Origin of the sequence: Flavobacterium channae, from assembly GCF_021172165.1 — a bacterium.
GTDB lineage: Bacteria > Bacteroidota > Bacteroidia > Flavobacteriales > Flavobacteriaceae > Flavobacterium > Flavobacterium channae.
This window is the reverse complement of record NZ_CP089096.1, coordinates 1,854,461-1,879,498: the sequence shown is the minus strand read 5'-3', so window position 1 is coordinate 1,879,498 and position 25,038 is coordinate 1,854,461. Positions and strand designations below refer to the sequence as shown.

Sequence of the window (25,038 nt, the reverse complement as noted above, 5' to 3'; positions counted from 1 at the left end):
GATAATGATAAACTCCCCACCGAAATGAGGAGCTTGCTTAAATTAACTGAAACTAAACTAAAATTTATATGTTACTCCTGCAGTAATGCTTCTTAAGCGCTGAGGTGTTATAGTTGACCAACCTGAATAGTATTTTTCGTTTAAAAGGTTGTTTAATTTTAATGTCACATTAAATGTATTGTTGTCATACGATAAAGCTGAATTTAAAACCGTGTAATCAGGTAAGGCGAAAGTTCCTGTGTTGGCTCTGTTCCAAGTTTTGTATTCGCTAGCGTAGTTGCCACCAAAACCAATTCCGAAACCTTTTAATTGTCCTTCTGTTACCGTATAATTTGCCCAAAAATTCACTAACGTTTCTGGACCAGCTTCTTCTGGGCGTAAGCCTAAATATCCGTCGCCAGGAGATTCTTTTGTAACTTCTGCATCATTATGACTGATACCTGCAATAACGTTTAATCCTTTGATTGGATTGGCTACGATACTTACTTCAACACCTTTGCTTTCTACTTCACCACCTTGAATGGAGTTGTTGATGTTGTTTGGGTCAGTAATTACGCGGTCTTTCACTCGAATGTCATAATAACTCACCGAGGCTGAAATAATATCTTTATACAAACTTGTTTTTAGACCTACTTCTAGCTGATTTGCTTGTTCTGGATCAAATTCTTTAGTTCTTGGATTGCTTCCGTCGATATCAGCAACTGTTGTTGGAGCTACATTTTGGAAACCATTCATATAATTACCAAAAAGAGAAACTTTATTTTCAACAATTTGATATACCGCACCAAATTTTGGAGATAAAGCAACTTGTCCTTTTGTTTCTTCGCTATCATATTGCGAAGTTTTTCCGTCAAAATAATCCAAACGTAAACTTGCCATTACTGATAATTTATTGGTAACATTTAATACATCAGAAACGTAAGCACTCATGATTTCTTGATTGGCTTCTGTATTTCCGGCAAAACTTCCAGTTAATAGAGCGTCAGTTCCTGCTTGTGTTAGAACTCCGGTATCGGTTCCATTCACTAAAGAAACAGTTCCATTCGCAACCCGACCCGTTCCTCCATTCAATAATCTTGAATTGTAATAATCCAATCCAGCTACCATGCGATTTCTCATATTTCCGATTTTGAAATCTCCAATGAAATTTTGTTGGATGTCAGTAGTGTAGAACGTTCCATCTGCTTTTGAAATAAATCTTGTGAATTCGTCGCCATTGGCAGAATCCCATAAATAGTGATAATATCCGTTTGTTTTTGTTGTACTTTTAGATAAAACCGTTTGTGAAGTCCAATTGTTCGATAATTTATACAACGCTTGCATTTGCATGTTGAACGAATTGTTGTTCATAGTCAAATCATTCGATGTAAAAGATCTCTTGTAGTTTCTATCAAATAATTCCATTGAGTCAAATGAAAGAGGAGCATAACGACTCAAGAAAATCATGCTTTGTTTTGCCGATGTATTTTTGTAAAATTCAGTATTTACTAAGAAAGTTAATTTGTCGTTTACCTCATATTTTAATGAAGGCGCTAAAAAGAATGCATTTGAAAATCCAGCATCTTGAAACGATTCTTCTGTGGTGTAAGCCGAATTAATTCGAACCGCAGCTTTTTCATTCAGAGGAAGATTAACATCTGCAGTAACGCGATTGCTTCCATAGGTTCCGTTGTTGTAACTGATTTCACCACCAAATTGTTGATGCGGTTTTTTAGTTACGACGTTGATTAATCCACCATACGAAATCACACTACTTCCAAACAACGTTCCTGAAGGACCTTTAATCACTTCGATGTTGTCGATGTTGATTGGATCGATAGTTGTGTTGGTTAAGGATGGTAAACCGTTTGTCATGGTTGGTTGAACTGAAAAACCTCGCATTGAGTAATATTCGGCACCATCGCCATTACGACCTGTAGATTCCCAAAGACGCGTTACACCAGTTGCGTTTTTAAGCGCGTCGTTTAAGTTGGTAACCACCTGTTCTTTTAAAAGATTGGCCGGAATAGAATTGTACACTTGTGGATTTTCAATATCCTTTAAAGGCATTTTAGAAACGGTGGTACTGCTTTCTTTTTTGTACTTGTTTTCTCTTGTGCCTTCAACAGTAACTTCTTTTAAAACTTTAGTTGAATCCGCTTTTTCTTGACTAAAACTTAGTAGCGAAGACAATAAAAGCGTTGATAATACTATTTTATTCATTTTATTTAGATTTAATTAAAATAACAATGCAAAAATATTGAGTCAAAACCAAAATACAAAATTTATTTAGACTTAATTTAAATAAAATTTTTAAATGATTGATTTTCAATTGTAAAACTTTTAAAGACAGAAACTTTTATACTTTCAACTAAAATTGTAACTTTGCACTCCAAAATAAATAACAGCCATGTTAGATAGATTACAATATGTAAAACAACGTTTTGACGAAGTATCAGATTTGATTATTCAACCTGATGTAATTGCCGATCAAAAGCGTTATGTACAATTAAATAAAGAATACAAAGACTTAAAAGAGCTAGTTGAAAAACGCGATGAGTATATCAACTTAGTTGGAAATATCAATGAAGCGAAGGAAATCATTGCTGATGGTTCGGATGCCGAAATGGTTGAAATGGCTAAAATGCAATTAGACGAAGCTAAAGAACGTTTACCACAATTGGAAGAAGAAATCAAATTTATGTTGATTCCTAAAGACCCAGAAGACGCGAAAAACGTTATGGTAGAAATCCGTGCAGGTACTGGAGGTGATGAAGCTTCTATTTTTGCAGGTGATTTATACCGTATGTATACAAAATATTGCGATAGTAAAGGTTGGAGAACTTCTGTTGTAGATGTTAGTGAAGGAACTTCTGGTGGATTTAAAGAGGTTATTTTTGAAGTAACTGGTGAAGATGTTTACGGAACTTTGAAATTTGAAGCGGGTGTTCACCGTGTACAACGTGTTCCTCAAACTGAAACTCAAGGTCGTGTTCACACTTCGGCTGCAACAGTAATGGTTTTGCCAGAAGCAGAGGAATTTGATGTTCAAATTGATATGAATGATGTTCGTATCGACTTTTTCTGTTCGTCAGGACCTGGTGGACAATCGGTAAATACAACGAAATCGGCTGTTCGTATGACGCATATTCCTACTGGATTAGTAGCGCAATGTCAGGATGAGAAATCACAACATAAAAATAAAGACAAAGCGTTAACTGTTTTACGTTCTCGTTTATACGAAATGGAATTGGCTAAAAAGCAAGAAGAAGATGCTAAGAAGCGTAATTCTCAAGTAAGTTCTGGAGACCGTTCTGCTAAAATTCGTACTTATAACTATGCACAAGGAAGAATTACAGACCACAGAATTGGTTTAAGTATTTACGATTTAGATGGTTTTATGAATGGAAATCTTCATAAAATGATTGAGGAGTTACAATTAGTAGCAAACACTGAAAAATTAAAAGAAAGCGAAGTTTTTTAATATAAGAGCCTCTTTATTGAGGCTTTTTTTATATCCAAAATCAAAAATATTTCGCAAATTTGCGACAAACAACAACACCATGACTACTGAACAACTTATTTCCCAAATCCAAACTAAAAAATCATTTCTTTGTATTGGTTTGGATGTCGATTTAAATAAAATTCCCGAACATTTATTACAAACCGAAGATCCAATTTTTGAGTTTAATAAGGCAATTATCGATGCTACTCACGATTTGTGTGTGTCGTATAAACCCAATACTGCTTTTTATGAAGCTTATGGAATAAAAGGTTGGCAATCGTTAGAAAAAACAATCAATTACATTAACGAGAAATATCCAGAAATCTTCACTATTGCCGATGCAAAACGTGGGGATATTGGTAACACTTCTTCAATGTACGCTCGTGCCTTTTTCAATGATTTGGATTTCGATTCGGTAACTGTTGCGCCTTATATGGGAAAAGATTCAGTTGAACCTTTCTTAGCTTTTGAAGACAAACACACGATTATGTTGGCTTTAACTTCTAATGGAGGTGCTTTTGATTTTCAAACCAAAGATGTAGCAGGTAAGGAATTATACAAAGTGGTTTTAGAAACTTCTAAAACTTGGAAAAATGCACATAATTTAATGTATGTAGTTGGTGCAACTAAAGCAGAATACTTTACCGAAATTCGAAAAATAGTTCCTGATAGTTTCTTGTTAGTTCCTGGAGTAGGAGCTCAAGGCGGAAGTTTAGCTGAGGTTTGTAAATATGGAATGAGCAAAAATGTTGGTTTGTTAATCAATTCTTCGAGAGGAATTATTTACGCTTCAAATGGTGTTGATTTCGCTGAAAAGGCTAGGGAAGAAGCATTGAAGTTGCAACAAGAAATGGCAACAATTTTAGGATAATTTAGAGTCTTCAATAATGCAGCTTACAGATCAATTAGGAACCCAACATACATTTGAAACTTCGCCATTGCGTATCGTTTCATTAGTGCCTTCGCAAACCGAATTGCTTTACGATTTGGGTTTAGAAGATAACATTGTTGGTATTACTAAATTCTGTGTGCATCCGCTTCATTTTAAAGCTTCTAAAACAATAATTGGAGGTACTAAAAATGTAAAGTTTGACAAGATACAAGCATTACAACCTGATATTATTATTTGCAATAAGGAAGAAAATACAAAAGAAATTGTGGAAGATTTAGCTCAAATTTGTCCAGTTTGGGTAACCGATATTTTGACGATTGAAGATAATTTACAAATGATTCAAGACTTTGGTCAGTTGTTTAACAAACGTACCGAAGCACAAAAATGGATTGATAAAATTAATTTTGCACATCAAGATTTTAAGCAATTTATCAAAGATAAACCTATAAAGAAAGTAGCTTATTTTATTTGGTCAAATCCACACATGGTAGCAGGAAACGATACGTTTATCAGCGAATTGCTACAACTTAATCGCTTTGAAAATATTTATGAAAATAAAGAAGGTCGCTATCCAGAAGTTGAATTAAAAAAAATCCGACTAGAAGGCGACCCTGATTATGTATTTTTATCTTCTGAACCCTTTCCGTTTAAAGACGAACATGCTTTTGAAATAGGGCGTTTTACTCATCACGCGAAAACTGTTTTTGTTGATGGCGAAATGTTTTCTTGGTATGGCAGTCGATTATTAAAAGCGTTTGAGTATTTTAAAATATTGCATTCTAAGATATAGTTTAGAATAAATCAATGTGTTTTTTTAATTTATTTGTTTCATTATTTTACATCCTAATTCAATCCAACTTTTAGTTTCTTTTTGAGGAAAAACCACTTCTCCATTATAGCCTTCTCCTTTTATTCCAATTCGACATTTTTCAGGAATATTTTTTCCAAATTCTTTTTCCGCAACTTGGAATAAGTCAACTCGATAATCGTTTAACAAATGAAATACTGCAGATAAAACTATTCCACGTGGGTCTTCATTTTCATCTGCTAAATATTTAATCAGAGCATGTTCTTCAAAAAGAGACCTTTTGTAAGTTACTCCGTCAAATTCATCATCATCTAGTTCCTCATCTTCAATATCTGTTGGCATTTTAGGGATTTTATATAATTCTGAAAGTTTCTCAAATGCTATTTCCGCCTTTTCAGTCAAGGTTTTGTCTATTGATTCGATTTCAACGATTAGGTCATTGAGTTTTTTGTCTGTATTTATCCAATGCTCAAGTGGGTTCTGTTTCATAAGTTTGCCAACGTTTATATAAGCAATAAAGTAACCCATATAATCCTATATTTATATGTTTATGTGCTACAATTAGTAATATCAAATATAAAAATAATAGTACATCCTAACAACAAAAAAATCCTCAATTTCTTGAGGATTCTATTTACTTTTTATTCTTGCCAGAGTTAAACTTAAAACGTTCTACTGGACTTTCTGGTTTTTGTTTTTTTGTTGAGGGTGTTCCTTGTCCAAAAGGTTTTTTATCGGTTGTCCCTTTTGGTTTAAAAGGTTTCTTATCGCCTTCTTTAGAAGCTTGTTTTTTGTTGTCTTTGCTTAAAGGCATTTTGCTTTTGGCAATTTGGTTTAAAACTTCTTTCGGGTCTTTTGGATCTTCTTTAGTGCCTCGCAAATGAATAACCAATCCGTTTAAGAAATTACGCAACAACTGATCGCCACAATCCATATAATTAGGATGGTTTTCATTTCTAAAAACATTTGCCAATTCTCCTTTAGAAACTCTAAAGTCAACCAAGTTTAATATTTCAATAATTTGGTCGTCACGTAATTGTAAGGCTACACGTAACTTTTTAAATATATCGTTGTTATTCATTTTGTTTACAGTTTATGGTTTTGGTTCTTAGTTGATATGTAATAAATAATCAGCAATAAACACAAACCAGTTTAGAAGAGCCAAAGGTACGCTTTTCCAAATTCTTTCGCCCATAAATTTTCATTATGTTTTCCGCCAGTTACAACAACTTTTTTGGTCAAATGCATACAAGTACATCTTTTTTCGTTTACCAAATGTGTCATTTTATCCATATCGCTTACCATAGTTTCGCTTTCGCTATCACCACACATAAAGTAAAGTTTGGTTTTTAGTTTTTTAGCGTTTTCTGTTAAGGAATACATTTCTTCGTTGAACCAAAAAGAAGGAGAGAAAACCATTGCTTTTCCAAAGATTTCAGGATATTTTAAAATTGCATAATACGAAACCAATCCGCCTAAAGAACTTCCGCCAATAGCGGTATTCATTTTGTTGGTTTTGGTTCGGTAATTCGAATCGATATATGGTTTTAATTGGTTAACTATAAAATCCAAATAAGCGTTGGCATTTCCGCCACCATACTCTTTGTTAGGAAAAGGAGTGAGTTCGTCTAATCGTTTTTCATTACCATGTTCAATTCCTACAACAATAATTTCGGCTTTTAAACTATCTAAAGTTTCATCAATTCGCCATTCGCCTGCATAAGAAGTTTTGGCATCAAATAGGTTTTGAGCATCGTGCATGTAAAGCACTGGATATTTCTTTTCGGAGGTTTCGTAATTGTGTGGCAAATACATCCAAATTTTCTTAGAAGTCTTTAATTGTGGGGCTTCAATCGTAAAAGTACTTACTTTTCCTTGCGACGATCCACAGTAGTATGTTAATAAAAAAAAGACCAAAAAGCGTAAATACTGGTTTTTCATTTTTATATTTGAATAGATGTATGATATAAAATTACTATTTTGATGGACAGTTACCAAGAAAAAATAAGTTTATTACAGGAAATGATTGCTTTTGCCTTAATTGATGGCGAATTGCACGATAGGGAGTACGATTTTTTAGAAATGGTTGCTATGGAATTGGAAATCGAGAAAGATACTTTTCATCAATTGTTTAAATCGAGAGGTTCTGTTACTGTAATAAAAGATGAGTTTCACCGTATTTGCCAATTTTATCGTTTGGCTTTAATAATGCATTGCGATGGTGTTTTACACGAAGCAGAGCAAATTAAAATCAATGAAATTGGAATTAATATGGGATTGAATCCGTATGCAATGAAACGCGTATTGCATTTAATGAAAAATTCCCCAGATCGAATGGTCGATGGAGAAGTTTTATTGTCGGTATTTACAGAACAACATAATTAAAAAAGAGGGTGATTAAGTAATCACCCTCTTTTTTTTAGTTATAAGTAATGCTAAAATTACCTTGTGAAATTGTCATGGTTTGAGAATTACCATTTGCAGTAAAATTAAAAGTTCCTACAATAGTATTTCCGTTATGAGAGGTAATGTTTATAGTACCTCCAGTTGTTGTGTACGTTATATTGGAATTATTATTAAATCCAGCGTCATAATTATTTCCATCAATTGCGTGTGAACCTACAGTTGCATTTTTAGGAATCATAATAGAATAAATACCATAATCTGCTCCTGGGTTTGTATTGTTTCCGTAAACTACAATTTTGTTTGCTTCATCAACTTGTTGAATTATTAAAAATAAATTATCACTACTATCAGCATCCATATTGAAAACTGTTCCGCTATTTAATTTTAAAGACATATTTCCGTTAGAATATAATTGCTGACTAACTATTGAAATATTGTTAAAAGTACCATTTGTAACAGACATAGGTGTTGGTGAGTCAAAACCAATTAATGTTCCACTAAACGTTCCTGAAATAGTTCCATTGTCACTATTGTATGAACTAATTGTAAAGGTAAATGTTCCATCAGTTTCATCAGAAGAATATAAATCAGTCATGGAAGTGTAGCTCAAACTTCCAGTTGCGTCATATCCATTAAAAGTATATGTTCCAGGAGCTAAATTTTGTAAAGGGATATTAATGGCTAACGTAGAAGAATTTGAAGTAGTACCTAAAATTTGAAGTATACTACCATTAATTCCACTAAAATTTGCAGATTGTATAGCACCAATTGCAATATTTGATCTCCAATTTTGACCATCAATTGTAGCGGTAATAGAACCTGTTAGTGAATCATTAGATTCAGAATCATCAGAACATGATTGTAAAAGTACAAAACATGCGATAAGAGAAAGAATTTTTTTCATATTTGATTTGATTAATTTCTCAAAAATAAAATATTAAAACTTATCTGACAAGTTTTTAACTTTATGTCAATTTCTTATCTTTTTATGTTAAAAAAAATCCCTAGACAATTCATCTAGGGAAGTTTTTGTATTTGTATAACCCGTTGGCGTTGGGTGTAATTGTTTTTTAATTTAATTTTTCGTCTTTTCGAGTGATTTTCGATAGAAAATTGTATCGAGAAATAGAAAAATTGATTTCAAAAACGATTCTCGATACATTTTTTGTTACATTTTATTACACAAAAAACACTCGAATTGACGTTTTTGATAATTACACCACAATTAATTATTTAGGCATTTCGTCAAAATTTACCATCCAATTGATACCAAATTTATCAGTAAACATTCCGAAATAAGCGCCCCAGAATGTTTTTTCCATTGCCATAATTACGTTTCCACCCGCTGAAAGTCCGTTGAACAATTTATCTGCTTCTTCTTTGCTATCCGCATTAATAGAAACTGAAAAGTTATTCCCGAAAGTTACATCGCCACTAAAAGATGTACTATCACTTGCCATTAGAACAGTTTCTTTACTAATTGGTAAACTTACGTGCATAATACGATTGCCTTCTTCTTCACTTGGAGGAGGACAATTTTCATCTGCAGGCATATCTTTGAATTTACCGATGTAGCTAAACTCGCCACCAAAAACCGATTTGTAAAAATTAAAAGCCTCTTCGGTATTACCGTTAAACGTTAAATATACATTTACTGCTGCCATGTTTTTATAGTTTTAAGATTGATTACTAAATGTACGTAATTTTTATTAAAAATTAAGAGCCAAATTGATCTTCATTTGCTTTAATATAGTCTACTATTAAAGTTACAATATCTTCTTCCGTTTCGTTTTCAAAGAATAATTCGTCTAAGTCTTCCCAACCCGAAAGAATGTTTTCATCTGCTTTTGCAATAAAAGCACTTCTTATTTCAGCATCTGGAGAATATTTATTTGCTGGAAATAATTCTAAAGCTTTAGAAATTAATTTTGCTGTTTTCACAGCTTTGATTTCGTTATACGAAGTGATGATTTCTTCTACAAAATCACCTGCATCTGAATTGAAGAAAAATTGAAAACCACCTTCGCCCATAGCACCTTCAAAAAGATCTACAAAAACAAAAACTTTTTCTTCATCAGTTAGTGTAGAAAAGTCTTCGGTTTCTTCTTTTTTTTGCCAAATGATTTCACCAATTGCTTCAATAATTTGGATTTCGTCTTCAAGTTTTAAAATGTTTGCAATATTGCTCATGGTATTTTTATTAATGTTATTTCTGTCATTCTGAACTTGATTAACTTCGTTTAATCTAAAGATTTCAGAATCTAATTTTCATTTGATTGAGAAGTTGAAACAAGTTCAGCTTGACAAAGAGTTTATTATAGTTTGTCTTGTAATACTTTTATCTCGTCTCTTAGTTTAGCTGCTTGCATAAAATCGAGTTCTTTTGCTGCTTTTTCCATCATTTTGCGTAAGTCTCGAATTTTCTTTTCAATTTCAGGTTTTGATAAGTACAAACTTTCAGGTTCAGCTGCTTTTAAAGCTTCTTTTTCAAAATATCCTGTTGAAACCGAATTTCCGCTCAATGCACTTCCTAAACTTTTATTTAAAGCCTTTGGTTGTAAGTTGTTTTCTGTATTGTAGCGTATTTGTTTTTCTCTTCTGTAATTGGTTTCATCTATTGTTTTTTGCATCGATGCCGTAATTTTATCAGCATACATAATCGCTTTTCCATTTACGTTACGAGCAGCACGACCTACAGTTTGTGTTAACGAACGATGGCTTCTTAAAAAACCTTCTTTGTCTGCATCTAAAATAGCTACTAGCGATACTTCGGGTAAATCCAACCCTTCACGAAGTAAGTTAACACCAATTAAAACATCAAAAATTCCTTTACGTAAATCTTGCATGATTTCAACTCGCTCTAAAGTGTCTACATCAGAATGAATATAACGACAACGAATAGCCACTTTTGTTAAGTATTTTGCCAATTCTTCCGCCATACGTTTGGTTAAAGTAGTAACCAAAACACGTTCGTCAGCTTCACATCTAAGTTGAATCTCTTCGATTAAATCGTCAATTTGATTAGCGCTAGGACGAATTTCAATGATTGGATCTAATAATCCAGTTGGACGAATTACTTGTTCTACATAAATTCCTTCCGATTTTTGCAATTCGTAATCGGCAGGAGTTGCAGAAACATAAATAACTTGATTTTGTAAGGCTTCAAACTCCTCAAATTTTAACGGGCGATTGTCCATAGCAGCAGGCAATCGGAAACCATATTCTACTAAGTTCTCTTTTCGACTTCTATCTCCTCCATACATGGCGTGAACCTGTGATATAGTAACGTGACTTTCGTCAACAACCATTAAAAAATCATCTGGAAAATAATCCAATAAACAGAAAGGTCGTGTTCCAGGTTCTCTTCCGTCAAGGTAACGAGAATAATTTTCAATTCCAGAACAATAGCCTAATTCTCGAATCATTTCTAAGTCAAAATTAGTTCTTTCTTCTAGTCTTTTTGCTTCTAAATGTTTTCCGATTTCTTTGAAATAATCCACTTGTTTTACCAAATCTTGTTGGATTGCCCAAATGGCATTTTGCAATACATCTGGAGAAGTAACAAACATATTGGCTGGATAAATTGTCAGTTTTTCATAACGTTCAATAACCTGAGCTGTTCTTGAGTCAAATGCTTCTATTTCTTCGATTTCATCTCCAAAAAAGTGAATTCGGAAAGGTTCGTCTCCATAACTAGGATAAATTTCTACAATATCACCTTTAATTCTGAAATTTCCAGCGGCAAATTCTGCTTCGGTTCTCGAATATAAACTTTGCACCAATTGATGTAATAATTTAGTTCTCGAAATTTGTTGTCCAATTTCTAAATTGATTACGTTTTTTTGAAATTCCACTGGATTTCCGATACCGTACAGACATGAAACAGATGAAATTACAATAATATCTCTTCTTCCTGATAGTAAGGCCGAAGTAGTGCTTAATCGAAGTTTTTCAAGTTCATCATTAATCGATAAATCTTTTTCTATGTAAGTTCCTGTTACAGGAATAAACGCTTCGGGTTGGTAATAATCGTAGTATGATACAAAGTATTGCACCGAATTATTAGGGAAAAACTGTTTAAACTCAGAATACAACTGTGCGGCTAATGTTTTATTGTGCGCCAAAATCAAGGTTGGACGTTGCACTTCTTGCACAACATTAGCTACTGTAAATGTTTTTCCAGATCCTGTAACTCCTAAAAGTGTTTGATACTTTTCACCATTTAAAATACCTTTTGAAAGTTTTTCAATAGCTTGAGGTTGGTCGCCAGTAGGTTTGTAATCGGAAATAACTTGGAGTTTCATTTAATAGACATGTTGTAAAATATGATTACAAAGTTACAAAGTTAATCCCAACATTCCATTAATAATAAATCTCCTTGCTCGTGCGTGATTGTCACTATTCCATCTTTGGTAACATGATTGCTACTTCCTGTTTTGTATCCAATTGTTAAGGAATGGTTGGATAATGGATAAAAAAGATTAGAAGAATGAATTCCGGTAACTTCTCCTATTGGAATGAGTGAAATAGGAGTGTTTTTAGTATACCATTTTTCAAAAGTGTTGGGTAATAAAAATATTTTAGAATGATCGTCAAGTAATACGATTTTCAATTTATTTCTGAATTTAACGATACTTGTAATGTTAGTAATTGTATGATCAGCACGTTTGCCAGTCGCCCAAATTACATTTACCGCTTTATGACCTTTTTCGATGAGGTAATCAAATGCTTTTTCTAAATCAGTTTTATTTTGGTCAGGAGCGTAAACAATTTCTAAAGGATATTGTTTTTCTAAATAATATTCTGGGTCAAATCCACGATCAAAATCACCAAGTAACACATCTACTTTGATTCCTAATTTTAAAACTCTTTCAATAGCAGAGTCTAATACAATTACTAATGGTGACCATTCGAGTAATTGACCTAATAATTCTTCGCTACATTCAGCACCGTTAGCAATTATTAATGCAGGTTCTTGATCATCTCTAACTATATGATGTGAAGACATTTTCTAAATTTAAAGCAGTAAAGATATCGTTTAAAAACAGGAACTGCAATACCTTTTAAAAATCTAAATCGGTAATAAATTACTGAACCAAATATTCAACAGTAGACACTTCGCCAAGTGCAAAATAACCCAAAGGATAATTTGGATTATTTGTAGTATTGCTAATATTTCCTCTTACTGTAGCTGGTGGCGTTGCAAATGGATTTCCAGAACCACTACCAGCAATAGTAATTAATTTATTCATATAATTATAATAACCTTTAGAAACACCTTGAACGCTCAAATCTAAAGTAATTCCAGGTTCGGTTTCGGTACTTCCATAAAATCCAAACATAACATTTCCTTGAAAAAACTCATCGCTAATAACTCCAAATTCTGGGATTTGTTTGTTAGGGTTTTTAACTTGTAGTAAATAGTAGTTTTCCTCTGCACCATTATCTTGATAAAAATATTTAACCTGAATTTGATCGTCACCACCAAAACCTGTTACCGTTTCTTGTTCTACATTAATAATATCCGGAGTAGCATACAAAACGTCTGTTGCAGTATATAATTCTCCTTCATAAAGAACTTCTAAATGATAAGTTTCTCCAATAACAGGTTGAAAGTTATCACAAGCATAATCTTCTGTATTAGGCACTTGAACGAAATTAAAAACAACATTAGCACTATTTGTTATGGTAACTACGGCATCATTTGCTGGTAAAACATCATTGGTATAAAAATCATTTGTTAAACTAAGTTTAATAGTCTGATTTTCTCCGGTTGTTCCTTTTTGCCATTTAATTACAGCTTCGATAACCAATTTTGGTTCCGAATTGTTTAAATTTACATCAACAACTTCTTCACAACTTATTGTAAATAATGATGTCACAAATAGTAATATGTATATAGAAAGGTTTTTCATGATTTTAAAATTTAAAATTATACGACACTGAAGGGACAATACCAAAAATGGATAGTTTTACCGCTTCATTTGTTCCGGTTTCATCATTTTGTCTAAATGTAATTGAAGCCGCATTGTATCTACTGTAAAGGTTGTAAATACCAAAAACCCATTCGGCTTTGAATTTTTTATTTTCGTATTTTTTTGGTGTTAAAGTTGCCGAAATATCCAATCTGTGATAAGCAGGGAGTCTGTCTCTATTTCTCGAATTGTAACTTGGAACGGTTACGCCTTGAAAAACATATTTTCCTGATGGAAATGTAACAGGTTGTCCAGATTGTAAGATGAAATTAGCGCCAAAACTCCATTTTTTACTTAATTTGTAATTTCCTGTTATGGCCAAATTATGGGTTTTATCATAAGCAGAGCGATACCAATCACCATTATTGATGCCTACTTCAGTAGCTGTTCTACCAGGAGTTTGTTGTTCTGATCGTGATAAAGTATAGGCAATCCATCCGTTTAATCTTCCTTCATTTTTACGAATCATCATTTCTAAACCATAAGAACGCATTCTACCATTAAGAATTACTTGTTCAATAGCTTCGTTTGCAATTAAATCAGCGCCATCAATATAATCGATTCTGTTTTTTACTTTTTTGTAATACGTTTCTAGTTCTAAAGTATAATCTCCGTCTTTAAAGTTTTTGAAATAGCCTACTGCAATTTGATCAGCAATTTGAGGTTTAATGTAATTATCGCTTGGTGTCCAAACGTCTAATGGAGTAGGTGAGGCTGTATTTGAAACCAATTGCATGTATTGAACCATTCGATTGTAACCTGCTTTTATTGATTGATCTTTATTCAATTCGTATGAGATTGTAAATCGTGGTTCAAAATTCGAATAGTCTGCTATTTTATCATTTGAACCAAAATATTTGGTACTTGAAGGTGTCGCTTTTTCGTAAATTTTTAAATCTTCATCATATAAAACAGGTTGGTTATTGTCGTAATAATTTATTGTAGATGCACCAACTCTGTAAAACGAACTGAATCGTAATCCATACATGACTGACAACTTTTTAGATAGATTTTGTTCAACTTCAGCATAAAGAGCATTTTCAAAAGCGTATTTTTTATCTAATTGACGGTAATTGATTGAAGAGTTTTCGTCTAAAGGTTCAATAGTTCCTGGATTAATATCAAACTTGGTGATATTGGCTCCAAAATTAAACTTGATTTTATCCGATAAATAGTATTTAAAATCGTATTTCAGGTTATAATTTTGAATGGTTGATTTCCAGTTAAATCCTATGAAATCTAATTCAAGTCCGTAGAAGTAATTACTGTAAATTAAGGATAAGTTAGAAAATAATTTATCAGAAAATAAATGGTTCCATCTCATGTTTAAAGTAGTGTTGCCATAAGTGTTTCGGAACGATTCATTCAAATTGAATATATCTCTACCAAAATACCCTGACAAATACAAGTTATTGTTCTTATTGAGTTTGTAATTCAATTTTGTATTCAAATCATAAAAGTAAGCCGAATTTTCATTGTCGGTCAGTTTTAAAAATAAATGGGCATAAGAACCACGACCAGAAATTAAGAACGAACCTTTGTCTTTTACAATTGGTCCTTCAGCTAATAAACGACTTGAAATTAATCCTATTCCACCATTCATACTGAATTTATTGCTATTTCCGTCTTTCTGATAAACATCTAAAACAGAAGCTGCTCTACCACCAAATCGAGAAGGAATTCCACCTTTGTATAATTTTAAATCTTTAATTGCATCGGCATTAAAAACGGAGAACAAACCAAAAACATGTGAAGTATTGTACAAAGTTGCTTCGTCTAAAAGCACTAAGTTTTGATCGGCACCACCACCACGAACATTAAAACCAGATTGTCCTTCACCAGCATTTGTTACTCCAGGTAAAAGTAAAAGCGATTTGATAATGTCAACTTCACCTAATAAAACAGGCATTTGTTTAATAGTGTTAATTGAAAGTTTGTTAACACTCATTTCAGGTTTTTTAATATTTGTTTTATCGGTGTTCTCCGTTATGACAACTTCTTTAAGTTCTTGATTGCTTTCTTTAAGCCTAATATTCTTATTAGTGTTTTGAAGAATTTCGAGTTCTTCTGAAATGGTTTCAAATCCCAAATAACTTATTTGAATTGTATGATTTCCTTTAGGTAGTGTAATAGAATAAAATCCGTATTCGTTAGTATAAGCTCCAATGTTTAAATCACTTATATAAACTGAAACACCAATTAAAGTTTCATTGTTGTTTGCGTCAGAAATTACCCCGCTAAGCGTTACTTTTTCTTGTCCAAAACCAAGAATTGAGAATAAGAGTAAAAACAAGAAGAGTTTTAGACGATGCTTCATTTCGGTATGGATTTTGTACTACAAATTTCACAAAAAAAAAGTGCAATAATTTAAAACAAATGTTAATTTGTAATCAAAAATCAATTATTGTTTTAATTTTACCAACTAGAATTCAGTACAAATGAAAACAAGATTATTCATATTCGTATTTTTCTTTCAATTTGCGTCGGTTTTGGCTCAGAAAGATTCTCCTTTTAAAACGACTAAGTTAAAGTTGAATTGGGACGAGCCCGCAAAAGTGGATACTGAAGCTAATACTGTAACTTTGAAATACAAAAGTATTTTTGATAAAGATGATAGCTACTTAAAGCGATATTCTATTTTGAATCAGAAAAAAGGGGAAGAAAGTGTTTTGGTTCAAAAAAATGAATTTAAAAATCCAGGCGAAGAAATAAAAAGAAAATTAAATAATCAGGATAAAGAAGTTAAAGCGGAATATCGTTCAAATCAATTTTTAGGAGAATTTAAGGTTAAAACTAAATATTTAAAAGTTGTCTGTAGAGATCACGAATATCCAGACGGAGATAGAGTAACCTTGTATAATAATGATAGAGAAGTTGTCTATAATATTTTGTTGGAAGCAGCTCCAAAAGAATACTATATAGATTTAGGAGACGGATTTAATAGATTGGATTTCGTTGCGCTAAATCAAGGAACTTCAGGACCTAATACTGCAGCTTTTAGTGTGTTTGATGATTCAGGGAAGTTGATAACTTCTAATGAATGGAATCTAACAACAGGGGTAAAAGCTTCAATAGTTATAATAAACGAAAAACAGCCGGAAAAAAAGAGTGAATAAAAAAAGCGACCTAATTTTAGGTCGCTTTTTTTATAAAATATTTAGCTTAGTTTAATTTAGCTAAGATAGTATTTAATGTGTTACTTGGTCGCATTGCTTTGTCTGTTAATTCAAAACTTGGATGATAGTAACCTTTTATTTCTTGCGCTTTTCCTTGAGCAGCGATTAATTCAATATCAATTTTAGATACGTTAGCAATCATCTCTTCTGCAATAGGGCTAAATTTAGCTTTTAATTCAGCGTCTTTAGTTTGATTTGCTAATGCTTCAGCCCAATACAATGCTAAGTAAAAATGCGAACCTCTATTGTCGATTCCACCTACTTTTCTTGCTGGCGATTTGTCTTCTGCTAAGAATTTTGCATTTGCTTCATCTAATGTATCTGCTAAAACTTGTGCTTTAGTATTGTTTAGAGTTTGCGCTAAATGCTCTAAAGATGCTTGTAATGCTAAGAATTCACCTAATGAATCCCAACGTAAGTAGCCTTCTTCTACAAATTGTTCAACGTGTTTTGGAGCAGATCCACCTGCACCAGTTTCAAACAAGCCACCACCATTCATTAATGGAACTATTGATAACATTTTTGCAGACGTTCCTAATTCTAAAATAGGGAATAAGTCTGTTAAGTAATCACGTAATACATTTCCAGAAACAGAAATCACATCTTTACCTGTGCGGATAATTCGTAAAGTTTCTTTCATCGCATCTTTAACATCCATAATACGAATGTCTAAACCTGCAGTATCGTAATCTTTTAGGTATTTTTCAACTTTTTTGATTATTTCTCTATCATGCGCTCTATCTTTATCTAACCAGAAAATAGCTGGGGTATCAGATAATCTTGCTCTATTTACAGCTAATTTTACCCAATCTTGGATAGGAGCATCTTTTGTTTGACACATTCTGAAAATGTCTCCTGCTTCAACTTTTTGAGATAATAAAACATTTCCATTTTCATCTTCTACGTTTACAACTCCATTTTCTTTTAATTGGAATGTTTTATCGTGAGAGCCATATTCTTCTGCTTTTTGAGCCATTAATCCAACGTTTGGAACAGAACCAATAGTTTTTGGGTCTAATGCTCCATTTTGTTTCATTTCATCAATACAAGCTGAGTAAAAACCAGCGTAAGAACGATCTGGAATAATAGCAATTGTGTCTTCTTCTTTTCCTTCAGCATTCCACATTTTACCTCCGCTACGTGCTAAAGCTGCCATCGAAGCATCAACAATAATATCTGAAGAAACATGGAAGTTGGTAATTCCTTTGTCTGAATTTACCATGGCAACACGTGGGCCGTTAGCTAATGCATTAGAAATAGCTTGTTTAATTTCAGCTTCCTGTGCATTTCCAGTAATTTTATTGTATAAATCTTGTAATCCGTTATTTGGATTAATATCTAATGATTTGAATAAATCAGCATATTTATTGTAAACATCAGCGAAGAAAGTTTCAACAATAGCACCAAAGATAATTGGATCAGAAACTTTCATCATTGTTGCTTTCAAGTGGGCTGAAAGCATTACGTTTTTAGCTTTAGCATCAGCAATTGTAGCTGCTGCAAATTGCTTTAAAGCGTTTAAGTTCATAACAGAACTATCAATAACTTCTCCAGCTTTTAAATTAGCGAAATCTTTTAAAACTGAAGTTGTTCCGTTATCTGAATTGAAAACGATTCGGAATTTTCCGTCTTTTTCAACAGTTGTAGAGTTTTCAGTTCCGTAGAAATCACCTGAATTCATGTGAGCTACTTCTGTTTTGCTATCTGCAGCCCAAGTTCCCATTCTGTGAGGATTTGCTTTTGCGTAGTTTTTAACTGCCTTTGGCGCTCTACGATCAGAGTTTCCTTCACGTAATACTGGATTTACTGCTGAACCTAAAACTTTAGCATATTTTGCTTTGATTTCTTTTTCAGTATCGTTTTGAGGTTCTTCAGGATAACTAGGGATATTAAATCCTTGTGATTGTAATTCAGCAATTGCTTCTTTTAATTGAATTACTGAAGCCGAAATGTTTGGTAATTTAATAATGTTAGCTTCTGGAGTATTTGCTAATTGACCTAATTCTGTAAGTGCATCACCAACTTTTTGGTCTTCATTTAAAAATTCAGGAAAATTTGCTAATATTCTTCCAGCTAGTGAAATATCTCTAGTTTCAATTTCAATATTTGCTGGTTTTGTAAAAGCCTTTACAATAGGTAAAAACGAGTGAGTTGCCAACATTGGCGCCTCATCCGTAATCGTATACATTATTTTGGATTGATTGGACATGAAAGTTATTTGTTATATGTTGTATATGTTTTAATAAATCTGCCAAATATAGGAAATTACTAAGAAATAATTAGGTGATTTTACTTAAAAATCGAATAAAATTCAATAAAAAAAGCCACAACATAGTTGCGGCTTTTTTTATGAATAAAAGAAGAATTAGTTTTTGTATCTTCTTTCTTTGATTTTAGCTTTTTTACCAGTAAGATCTCTGAAGTAGTAGATACGAGCTCTACGAACTTTACCTCTTTGGTTAACTTCAACTTTTTGTAAAGCTGGCATGTTAACTGGGAAGATACGCTCTACACCAACAGAACCAGACATTTTACGAATTGTGAAAGTTTCAGTTGCTCCAGCACCTCTTCTTTGGATTACAACTCCTTTGAAGAACTGAGTTCTAGTTTTTTCACCCTCTTTAATTTCATAGTACACAGTGATTGTATCACCAGCACCAAACTCAGGGAAATCTTTTTTTGTAACAAATTCGTTATTAACGAAATCAACTAAATTTGACATAGTCTTAGTATTATAAAAGTTTGATTTAAAGCAACATACACGTCTATCGCCAGAGGTTGGTTCAAAGTGGGTGCAAAATTAAGTTATTTTATTTAAAATCCAAAACTTTTGTACTCATTTTTAATTGTAAAGTACTGTATTTCGGAATGAATTTAAAAATGTTTCTATAAAAGTGGTTATTATTGTATCTATTTTCGAAGTTTTTTGAACTTTAAAAGGATTAATTTCTGGATGTTTTTTCAGAAAATCAGGATTGATAACACTATATCCCATTTTCCATTCTGAAAAGTTTCTCTTCTTAATGGTCTCATTTGAAATCAGTATTATGTTTCTATGTCTTGAGTCGGTTAGGATTTTACTATAAGTGTTTTCAATTGCTTCTTTTTTCCCTTCTAAAATTTGCATGAAATTACCATCTGAATAAAGCAGTAATCCTGTTATACCACTTTTTTGATTATTAACTCTTGAAACATTTAATAGCTCATTGATTTCTTCGTCAGAAAAAATTTTTACTCCTGAGCTTAAATATATTATGCGTTGCATCTTGGTAGAAATTAGTACCTTAAATTTACAAAAAAAATAAAACTAAAAAAATTAGTCTTCTAATAAATCGGGTCTTCTATTTTTGGTATGCTCATAAGCCATGTCCTCACGCCATTTTTCAATTTTTCCAAAATTACCACTCAATAGTACTTCAGGAACTTTCAATCCTTTATATTCAGCAGGACGAGTATAAATAGGAGGAGATAATAAATTATCTTGGAAACTATCTGTTAATGCTGAAGTTTCATCACTCAAAACTCCTGGAATTAACCTAATAATAGCATCGCAGAAAACAATTGCTCCAATTTCTCCACCACTCAATACATAATCACCAATCGAAATTTCTCGTGTTATGTGCATGTCGCGTACACGTTGATCAACACCTTTGTAATGGCCACACAAAATCATTATATTTTCATACATCGAAATTGAGTTCGCCATTTTTTGATTAAGGGTTTCACCATCTGGCGTCATGTATATAATTTCGTCGTAAGTTCTTTCACTTTTTAGTTTCGAAATACAATCGTCTATGGGTTGCACCATCATTACCATACCAGCACCTCCACCAAATTGATAATCATCCACACTTCTTTGTTTATTGGTAGTGTAATCTCTTAAATTGTGAAAATGTACTTCTACCAATTCTTTTTGAATAGCACGTTTCATTATTGAAGCCTCAAATGGACTTCGCATTAATTCTGGTAAAACGGTAATAATATCAATTCGCATGTTGCAAAGATAGGAGTTTATTTTTTAGTTGCCGAAAGCGAATATACCATTGGAATTTTGTTTTCCAAATGCTTGATTCGGAATTTTTTTTCCGAACCTTCGGAATCAAATTCTTCGGTTTGATTGAAACAATTGTAAGGAGAATAATCAAATTCGTTAAAACAATTAATAGCCAATTCATTTGAAATCAAAGCGTTTAAGACTTCTGAAATCGGATGATTCCAAGTAATGGTTGTGGTTTGAAGTGAAGCTTCTTTATCGGCATAAGTTCCCGATTCGTCTTCTAAAATAGGTTCGACATTGAAATAATTATAGAAAACCTCTTTAAAATTATTGTCAAACATCCAAACTACAGGATGGAATTCGGCAAAGACAAATTTTCCATCAGGTTTTAAGAAATGCGAAATTATTTTTCCCCATTTGTCTAAATCGGGAAACCAACCAATTGTGCCATAACTTGTGAAAACAATATCGAATTTTTCGTCTAAATGATTCGGCAAATCATAAATATCGCAACAAATGAAAGTTGCATCTAAATTCAAATTATTGTTGATTTCTCTAGCTTTTTCAATGGCTTTGTCAGACAAATCAATTCCGGTAGCTTTGGCGCCCATTCTAGCTAAAGTCATGGTGTCTTGACCGAAATGACATTGTAAGTGCAACACTTTTTTGTCTGAAACATCTCCAAGTAAATCCAATTCAATCGAATTTAATGTTGATTTTCCTTTCAGAAAACCTTCCATGTCATAGAAATCAGAGTTTATATGAATCTCTACTTTGTTATTCCAAGTCTGTTTGTTGATATTAAGGTAATCATTAGCTTCCATTCGAATCGATATTTGTTTATCAAAACTACCAATTAATTTTGTAATTTTGCACTTTCAAATTTAAAAACAAAAGCATGGAAAACGGAATATACGCTAAATTCAATACTTCAAGAGGTACTATTTTAGTAAAATTAACGCACGATTTAACACCAGGAACGGTTGGGAATTTCGTAGGATTAGCAGAAGGTCAATTAGAAAATTCAGCACGTCCAATGGGAAAACCATATTACGACGGATTAAAATTTCACCGTGTAATTCCTGATTTTATGATACAAGGTGGTTGTCCTCAAGGGCAAGGAACAGGTGGTCCTGGTTACAACTTTGATGATGAGTTTCACCCAACTTTACGTCACGATGGACCTGGAGTTTTATCGATGGCAAACGCTGGACCTGGAACAAATGGTTCTCAATTCTTCATTACACATATTGAAACGGCTTGGTTAGACGGAAAACACACAGTTTTTGGTCACGTTGTCGAAGGACAAGATGTGGTAGATGCAATTGCTCAAGGGGATACGATTGATACGTTAGAAATTGTAAGAGTAGGAGAAGAAGCTCAAAAATGGAATGCTATCGAAGCTTTCAGAACATTTGAAGGTTCAAGAGAAAAAAGAATTGCAGAGCAAAAAAAAATGGCAGAGGAAGCTTTGGAAAAATTAGCTGCTGGTTTTCAAAAGACTGAAAGTGGTTTACGTTACCAAATCATCCAAAAAGGAACTGGTAAACAAGCTGAAAACGGTAAAAAAGTATCAGTTCATTATCAAGGAGCATTAGAAAATGGACAAGTTTTTGATTCTTCCTACAAAAGAAAACAACCAATTGACTTCACTTTAGGTGTTGGACAAGTTATCGAAGGTTGGGACGAAGGTATTGCTTTATTGAAAGTGGGAGACAAAGCTCGTTTTGTAATTCCATCTTATTTAGGATACGGTTCTAGAGGTGCTGGAGGGGTTATTCCACCAGATGCAACTTTAGTATTTGATGTAGAATTAATGGATGTTAAATAATTAAGTCCAAAGTAAAAAGCTAAAAGTAAAAAGTATATTTAAAAGAAATCCTGAGACTTAGTCTTGGGATTTTTTCTTTGGTATCATTTTTGTATTTTTACCCATAATTCCAAGCTATGAAAACCAAAATATTATTTTTCTTTCTTCTTCTTTCTCTGATCTCATTCGGGCAAGTGCCGCATTGTGGGTTTGATTTTACTTCGTATTTGGTTGTAAAAGCCCATGAAGAAGGAAAAACAGATAATATTCCCGATTTAAAAATCACGTTGGTTAACGAAAAAGGAGAAGAAGTCATCAATGAGAATAATAAATACAGTTGGAAATACGGTAATCAAGCTTTGGTTTTTACTCGAAATCATTTAATAAGCAAACCAAACGAACCCGAAAAATGGTTTTTTCCTTATGCTGGAGATACCTACTTACTTTCAGTAACCAATACCTTTCCTGCAGAAGAATTCTATATTAAAATTCAAGATACAAAAGGGAAATACAATGAGCAATTAGTCCAATTGCAAGTTTTTAATATGTATATTTTGTGTTCGAGTGAAAACGAACGCCAAGCCAGAACTTTCGGACCAAGAAGTAATAATCCAATTGAAGTGATTTTAGTTAGAAAGTAGTTTTTTCTGACCACTAAATACTTTTTTACTTCCACTTAATATTACAACCAATACTAGGTTTCTGCTCTGGATTAATTAATCTATTCATAACCACACCATCAATTGCACTTCGTAAATCGGAACCACTTAATGGAATGCCGTTGGCTGGTCGGCTGTCATCTAATTGTCCGCGGTAAACTAGTTTGTTTTGATTGTCAAAAAGATAAAAATCAGGCGTACAAGCCGCATCGTAAGCTTTGGCTACTTCTTGAGTTTCATCATATAAATATGGGAATTCAAATCCGTTTTCAAAGGCAAATTCGGTCATTAATTCGGGTGCATCTTGTGGATATTTTACAACATCATTACTTGAAATCGCCACAAATCCAATGCCTTGCACACGATAATCATTCACCACACGAATTACTTCTTCCATCACATGATGCACAAACGGACAATGATTGCAAATAAACATCACTACTGTTCCTTTTTCACCTTTACAATCAGAAAAAGTTTTAAAATCAGTAGCATTAGTATCTTTCAAATTGAAATCTGGAGCAATAGTGCCTAGTGGTAACATGTTAGAAGGAGTTTGAGCCATTTGAAATTAGAATTTAGAATTTTGAATATGCTTAATTGTATTTTGGAACACAGATGACACAGATTTGAGAAATTTAAACAGATTTTTTTAATTTTTTAATTTCTTCAATAAATGTTCCTAAATAAATTTTTTAAAATTGCACTCGGTAATTATACGTACCTAATCTTTTATTGTTACAAAATGCGTCAATACTTTTTTTTAGAAAGGCATTTTCTTACTTTTGCACTACAACACAACATACTATGTACAAAATCTTCATTCGTCCGTTACTTTTCTGTTTTGATCCAGAAAAAGTGCATTATTTTACTTTTTCATTGATTCGTTTTCTGAATAAAATTCCAGGTTTTTCAAGTTTGTTTCAAGCGCTTTATGAAGTTAAAGATGCTCGTTTAGAAAGAGAAGTTTTCGGAATTAAATTCAAAAATCCGGTTGGATTAGCGGCAGGATTTGATAAAGATGCAAAGTTATATCAAGAGTTATCAAATTTTGGTTTCGGATTTATTGAAATTGGAACATTAACTCCTGTAGGGCAAGAAGGAAATCCAAAAAAACGTTTGTTTCGTTTAAAAGAAGACAATGCCATTATAAACCGAATGGGTTTTAATAATGGTGGTGTAAAAGAAGCGGTAGAACGCTTGAAAAGGAATAAAGGCGTTTTAATTGGTGGAAACATTGGAAAAAATAAAGTCACGCCAAACGAAGAAGCAGTAAAGGATTACGAAATCTGTTTTGAAGCCTTATTTCCGTTCGTAGATTATTTTGTAGTGAATGTGAGTTCGCCAAATACACCCAATCTTCGCGAATTGCAAGATAAAAAACCTTTGACCGAGTTATTGCAAACGCTTCAAGATAAGAACAACTCAAAACCAAAACAAAAACCAATTTTAATAAAAATCGCTCCCGATTTAACCGATGAGCAACTTTTAGACATCATTGATATCGTAAACGAAACTAAAATTGCAGGTGTAATTGCTACCAATACAACAATTTCTCGCGAGGGTTTACAATCGGAAAACAAATCAGAAATGGGTGGTTTATCTGGTAAACCATTAACGAAACGCTCTACAGAAGTGATTCGTTTTCTTTCAGAAAAAAGTAATAAGTCGTTCCCAATCATTGGAGTAGGAGGAATTCACACAGCGGAAGATGCGATTGAAAAACTGAATGCTGGTGCAAGTTTAGTACAATTGTACACAGGATTTATTTACGAAGGTCCGGCTTTAGTGAAGGCAATTAATAAAAAGATTTTGGAAAACAGCTAAAATTTCT

General features: G+C 32.8%; 25 protein-coding genes. 8 read left to right on the top strand and 17 right to left on the bottom strand.

The window, feature by feature from the left end; all coding sequences use genetic code 11:
- Positions 1 to 57: 57 nt before the first annotated feature.
- Entirely contained in the window at positions 58 to 2,202 is a 2,145-nt protein-coding gene (locus LOS89_RS08690) for a TonB-dependent siderophore receptor (RefSeq protein ID WP_231834890.1), read from the bottom strand.
- Between the two features lie 187 nt (positions 2,203 to 2,389).
- Between LOS89_RS08690 and prfA the strand changes: the two genes are divergently transcribed.
- The 3 genes from prfA (at position 2,390) to LOS89_RS08675 (ending at position 5,166) form a co-directional block, all read left to right on the top strand.
- Positions 2,390 to 3,463: a peptide chain release factor 1 gene (gene prfA / locus LOS89_RS08685; RefSeq protein WP_231834889.1), complete on the top strand. Its 1,074-nt coding sequence runs from the start codon at positions 2,390 to 2,392 to the stop codon at positions 3,461 to 3,463.
- 79 nt (positions 3,464 to 3,542) lie between these two features.
- Positions 3,543 to 4,355, top strand: a complete 813-nt coding sequence (gene pyrF / locus LOS89_RS08680; RefSeq protein WP_231834888.1) for an orotidine-5'-phosphate decarboxylase — start codon at positions 3,543 to 3,545, stop codon at positions 4,353 to 4,355.
- Positions 4,356 to 4,368: 13 nt separating this feature from the next.
- Positions 4,369 to 5,166 (top strand): ABC transporter substrate-binding protein, encoded by a 798-nt coding sequence (locus LOS89_RS08675; protein WP_231837053.1) that lies wholly within the window; start codon positions 4,369 to 4,371, stop codon positions 5,164 to 5,166.
- A 24-nt stretch (positions 5,167 to 5,190) separates the two neighbouring features.
- Here the strand turns inward: LOS89_RS08675 and LOS89_RS08670 are convergent, their stop codons facing one another.
- From LOS89_RS08670 to LOS89_RS08660, 3 genes are all read right to left on the bottom strand, one after another.
- Positions 5,191 to 5,712 (bottom strand): hypothetical protein, encoded by a 522-nt coding sequence (locus LOS89_RS08670; RefSeq protein ID WP_231834887.1) that lies wholly within the window; start codon positions 5,710 to 5,712, stop codon positions 5,191 to 5,193.
- Between the two features lie 106 nt (positions 5,713 to 5,818).
- Positions 5,819 to 6,265 (bottom strand): DUF1456 family protein, encoded by a 447-nt coding sequence (locus LOS89_RS08665; RefSeq protein ID WP_231834886.1) that lies wholly within the window; start codon positions 6,263 to 6,265, stop codon positions 5,819 to 5,821.
- Between the two features lie 71 nt (positions 6,266 to 6,336).
- On the bottom strand, positions 6,337 to 7,125 hold the full coding sequence (locus LOS89_RS08660; RefSeq protein ID WP_231834885.1) for an alpha/beta hydrolase: 789 nt from the start codon (positions 7,123 to 7,125) through the stop codon (positions 6,337 to 6,339).
- A 42-nt stretch (positions 7,126 to 7,167) separates the two neighbouring features.
- Here LOS89_RS08660 and LOS89_RS08655 point away from each other — a divergent pair, with 42 nt between their 5' ends.
- Complete coding sequence (locus LOS89_RS08655; RefSeq protein WP_231834884.1) at positions 7,168 to 7,569, top strand: TerB family tellurite resistance protein; 402 nt, start codon at positions 7,168 to 7,170, stop codon at positions 7,567 to 7,569.
- A gap of 34 nt (positions 7,570 to 7,603) precedes the next feature.
- Here LOS89_RS08655 and LOS89_RS08650 read toward each other — a convergent pair whose 3' ends face one another.
- From LOS89_RS08650 to LOS89_RS08620, 7 genes are all read right to left on the bottom strand, one after another.
- Entirely contained in the window at positions 7,604 to 8,494 is an 891-nt protein-coding gene (locus LOS89_RS08650) for a DUF6252 domain-containing protein (RefSeq protein WP_231834883.1), read from the bottom strand.
- Positions 8,495 to 8,819: 325 nt separating this feature from the next.
- Positions 8,820 to 9,254 (bottom strand): VOC family protein, encoded by a 435-nt coding sequence (locus LOS89_RS08645; protein ID WP_231834882.1) that lies wholly within the window; start codon positions 9,252 to 9,254, stop codon positions 8,820 to 8,822.
- 52 nt (positions 9,255 to 9,306) lie between these two features.
- Entirely contained in the window at positions 9,307 to 9,780 is a 474-nt protein-coding gene (locus LOS89_RS08640) for a DMP19 family protein (protein ID WP_231834881.1), read from the bottom strand.
- 125 nt (positions 9,781 to 9,905) lie between these two features.
- Positions 9,906 to 11,894: an excinuclease ABC subunit UvrB gene (gene uvrB / locus LOS89_RS08635; protein WP_231834880.1), complete on the bottom strand. Its 1,989-nt coding sequence runs from the start codon at positions 11,892 to 11,894 to the stop codon at positions 9,906 to 9,908.
- A gap of 41 nt (positions 11,895 to 11,935) precedes the next feature.
- Positions 11,936 to 12,598, bottom strand: a complete 663-nt coding sequence (locus tag LOS89_RS08630; RefSeq protein WP_231834879.1) for a thiamine diphosphokinase — start codon at positions 12,596 to 12,598, stop codon at positions 11,936 to 11,938.
- A 79-nt stretch (positions 12,599 to 12,677) separates the two neighbouring features.
- Positions 12,678 to 13,505 carry a DUF4249 domain-containing protein gene (locus LOS89_RS08625; RefSeq protein ID WP_231834878.1) on the bottom strand — a complete coding sequence of 276 codons (828 nt, stop codon included), beginning with the start codon at positions 13,503 to 13,505 and terminating at the stop codon, positions 12,678 to 12,680.
- A gap of 4 nt (positions 13,506 to 13,509) precedes the next feature.
- Positions 13,510 to 15,882, bottom strand: a complete 2,373-nt coding sequence (locus LOS89_RS08620) for a TonB-dependent receptor (protein WP_231834877.1) — start codon at positions 15,880 to 15,882, stop codon at positions 13,510 to 13,512.
- Between the two features lie 121 nt (positions 15,883 to 16,003).
- On the opposite strand from LOS89_RS08620, the gene LOS89_RS08615 reads away from it, so the two are divergent.
- The gene (locus LOS89_RS08615) at positions 16,004 to 16,681 is read left to right on the top strand and encodes a hypothetical protein (RefSeq protein ID WP_231834876.1); all 678 of its coding nucleotides are present in this window, start codon (positions 16,004 to 16,006) and stop codon (positions 16,679 to 16,681) included.
- 46 nt (positions 16,682 to 16,727) lie between these two features.
- Here the strand turns inward: LOS89_RS08615 and LOS89_RS08610 are convergent, their stop codons facing one another.
- The 5 genes from LOS89_RS08610 to LOS89_RS08590 all read right to left on the bottom strand — a co-directional run bounded on the left by LOS89_RS08610 (position 16,728) and on the right by LOS89_RS08590 (position 21,562).
- The gene (locus tag LOS89_RS08610) at positions 16,728 to 18,950 is read right to left on the bottom strand and encodes an NADP-dependent isocitrate dehydrogenase (RefSeq protein WP_231834875.1); all 2,223 of its coding nucleotides are present in this window, start codon (positions 18,948 to 18,950) and stop codon (positions 16,728 to 16,730) included.
- A 156-nt stretch (positions 18,951 to 19,106) separates the two neighbouring features.
- A complete protein-coding gene (gene rplS, locus LOS89_RS08605) occupies positions 19,107 to 19,463 on the bottom strand; it encodes a 50S ribosomal protein L19 (protein WP_231834874.1) in 357 nt (118 codons plus the stop codon).
- Between the two features lie 120 nt (positions 19,464 to 19,583).
- Positions 19,584 to 20,006: a BLUF domain-containing protein gene (locus LOS89_RS08600; RefSeq protein WP_231834873.1), complete on the bottom strand. Its 423-nt coding sequence runs from the start codon at positions 20,004 to 20,006 to the stop codon at positions 19,584 to 19,586.
- A gap of 51 nt (positions 20,007 to 20,057) precedes the next feature.
- The gene (gene trmD, locus LOS89_RS08595; RefSeq protein WP_231834872.1) at positions 20,058 to 20,735 is read right to left on the bottom strand and encodes a tRNA (guanosine(37)-N1)-methyltransferase TrmD; all 678 of its coding nucleotides are present in this window, start codon (positions 20,733 to 20,735) and stop codon (positions 20,058 to 20,060) included.
- A gap of 17 nt (positions 20,736 to 20,752) precedes the next feature.
- On the bottom strand, positions 20,753 to 21,562 hold the full coding sequence (locus LOS89_RS08590; protein WP_231834871.1) for a class I SAM-dependent methyltransferase: 810 nt from the start codon (positions 21,560 to 21,562) through the stop codon (positions 20,753 to 20,755).
- 74 nt (positions 21,563 to 21,636) lie between these two features.
- On the opposite strand from LOS89_RS08590, the gene LOS89_RS08585 reads away from it, so the two are divergent.
- Positions 21,637 to 22,569: a peptidylprolyl isomerase gene (locus LOS89_RS08585; RefSeq protein ID WP_231834870.1), complete on the top strand. Its 933-nt coding sequence runs from the start codon at positions 21,637 to 21,639 to the stop codon at positions 22,567 to 22,569.
- Positions 22,570 to 22,685: 116 nt separating this feature from the next.
- Positions 22,686 to 23,189: a hypothetical protein gene (locus LOS89_RS08580; RefSeq protein ID WP_231834869.1), complete on the top strand. Its 504-nt coding sequence runs from the start codon at positions 22,686 to 22,688 to the stop codon at positions 23,187 to 23,189.
- A 25-nt stretch (positions 23,190 to 23,214) separates the two neighbouring features.
- Here the strand turns inward: LOS89_RS08580 and LOS89_RS08575 are convergent, their stop codons facing one another.
- Positions 23,215 to 23,769 carry a thioredoxin family protein gene (locus LOS89_RS08575; RefSeq protein WP_231834868.1) on the bottom strand — a complete coding sequence of 185 codons (555 nt, stop codon included), beginning with the start codon at positions 23,767 to 23,769 and terminating at the stop codon, positions 23,215 to 23,217.
- 242 nt (positions 23,770 to 24,011) lie between these two features.
- On the opposite strand from LOS89_RS08575, the gene LOS89_RS08570 reads away from it, so the two are divergent.
- Positions 24,012 to 25,031, top strand: coding sequence for a quinone-dependent dihydroorotate dehydrogenase (locus LOS89_RS08570; protein WP_231834867.1), 1,020 nt, complete (start codon positions 24,012 to 24,014; stop codon positions 25,029 to 25,031).
- Positions 25,032 to 25,038 lie beyond the last annotated feature (7 nt).

Coding starts and splice junctions, on each gene's coding strand:
- LOS89_RS08575 (WP_231834868.1), bottom strand. CDS start 23,769: ATGGCTCAAACTCCTTCTAACATGTTACCACTAGGCACTATTGCTCCA.
- LOS89_RS08590 (WP_231834871.1), bottom strand. CDS start 21,562: ATGGAAGCTAATGATTACCTTAATATCAACAAACAGACTTGGAATAAC.
- prfA (WP_231834889.1), top strand. CDS start 2,390: ATGTTAGATAGATTACAATATGTAAAACAACGTTTTGACGAAGTATCA.
- LOS89_RS08600 (WP_231834873.1), bottom strand. CDS start 20,006: ATGCAACGCATAATATATTTAAGCTCAGGAGTAAAAATTTTTTCTGAC.
- LOS89_RS08690 (WP_231834890.1), bottom strand. CDS start 2,202: ATGAATAAAATAGTATTATCAACGCTTTTATTGTCTTCGCTACTAAGT.
- LOS89_RS08620 (WP_231834877.1), bottom strand. CDS start 15,882: ATGAAGCATCGTCTAAAACTCTTCTTGTTTTTACTCTTATTCTCAATT.
- LOS89_RS08655 (WP_231834884.1), top strand. CDS start 7,168: ATGGACAGTTACCAAGAAAAAATAAGTTTATTACAGGAAATGATTGCT.
- LOS89_RS08625 (WP_231834878.1), bottom strand. CDS start 13,505: ATGAAAAACCTTTCTATATACATATTACTATTTGTGACATCATTATTT.
- trmD (WP_231834872.1), bottom strand. CDS start 20,735: ATGCGAATTGATATTATTACCGTTTTACCAGAATTAATGCGAAGTCCA.
- LOS89_RS08670 (WP_231834887.1), bottom strand. CDS start 5,712: ATGGGTTACTTTATTGCTTATATAAACGTTGGCAAACTTATGAAACAG.
- LOS89_RS08640 (WP_231834881.1), bottom strand. CDS start 9,780: ATGAGCAATATTGCAAACATTTTAAAACTTGAAGACGAAATCCAAATT.
- LOS89_RS08615 (WP_231834876.1), top strand. CDS start 16,004: ATGAAAACAAGATTATTCATATTCGTATTTTTCTTTCAATTTGCGTCG.
- LOS89_RS08650 (WP_231834883.1), bottom strand. CDS start 8,494: ATGAAAAAAATTCTTTCTCTTATCGCATGTTTTGTACTTTTACAATCA.
- LOS89_RS08645 (WP_231834882.1), bottom strand. CDS start 9,254: ATGGCAGCAGTAAATGTATATTTAACGTTTAACGGTAATACCGAAGAG.
- LOS89_RS08665 (WP_231834886.1), bottom strand. CDS start 6,265: ATGAATAACAACGATATATTTAAAAAGTTACGTGTAGCCTTACAATTA.
- LOS89_RS08660 (WP_231834885.1), bottom strand. CDS start 7,125: ATGAAAAACCAGTATTTACGCTTTTTGGTCTTTTTTTTATTAACATAC.
- pyrF (WP_231834888.1), top strand. CDS start 3,543: ATGACTACTGAACAACTTATTTCCCAAATCCAAACTAAAAAATCATTT.
- rplS (WP_231834874.1), bottom strand. CDS start 19,463: ATGTCAAATTTAGTTGATTTCGTTAATAACGAATTTGTTACAAAAAAA.
- uvrB (WP_231834880.1), bottom strand. CDS start 11,894: ATGAAACTCCAAGTTATTTCCGATTACAAACCTACTGGCGACCAACCT.
- LOS89_RS08630 (WP_231834879.1), bottom strand. CDS start 12,598: ATGTCTTCACATCATATAGTTAGAGATGATCAAGAACCTGCATTAATA.
- LOS89_RS08570 (WP_231834867.1), top strand. CDS start 24,012: ATGTACAAAATCTTCATTCGTCCGTTACTTTTCTGTTTTGATCCAGAA.
- LOS89_RS08610 (WP_231834875.1), bottom strand. CDS start 18,950: ATGTCCAATCAATCCAAAATAATGTATACGATTACGGATGAGGCGCCA.
- LOS89_RS08580 (WP_231834869.1), top strand. CDS start 22,686: ATGAAAACCAAAATATTATTTTTCTTTCTTCTTCTTTCTCTGATCTCA.
- LOS89_RS08585 (WP_231834870.1), top strand. CDS start 21,637: ATGGAAAACGGAATATACGCTAAATTCAATACTTCAAGAGGTACTATT.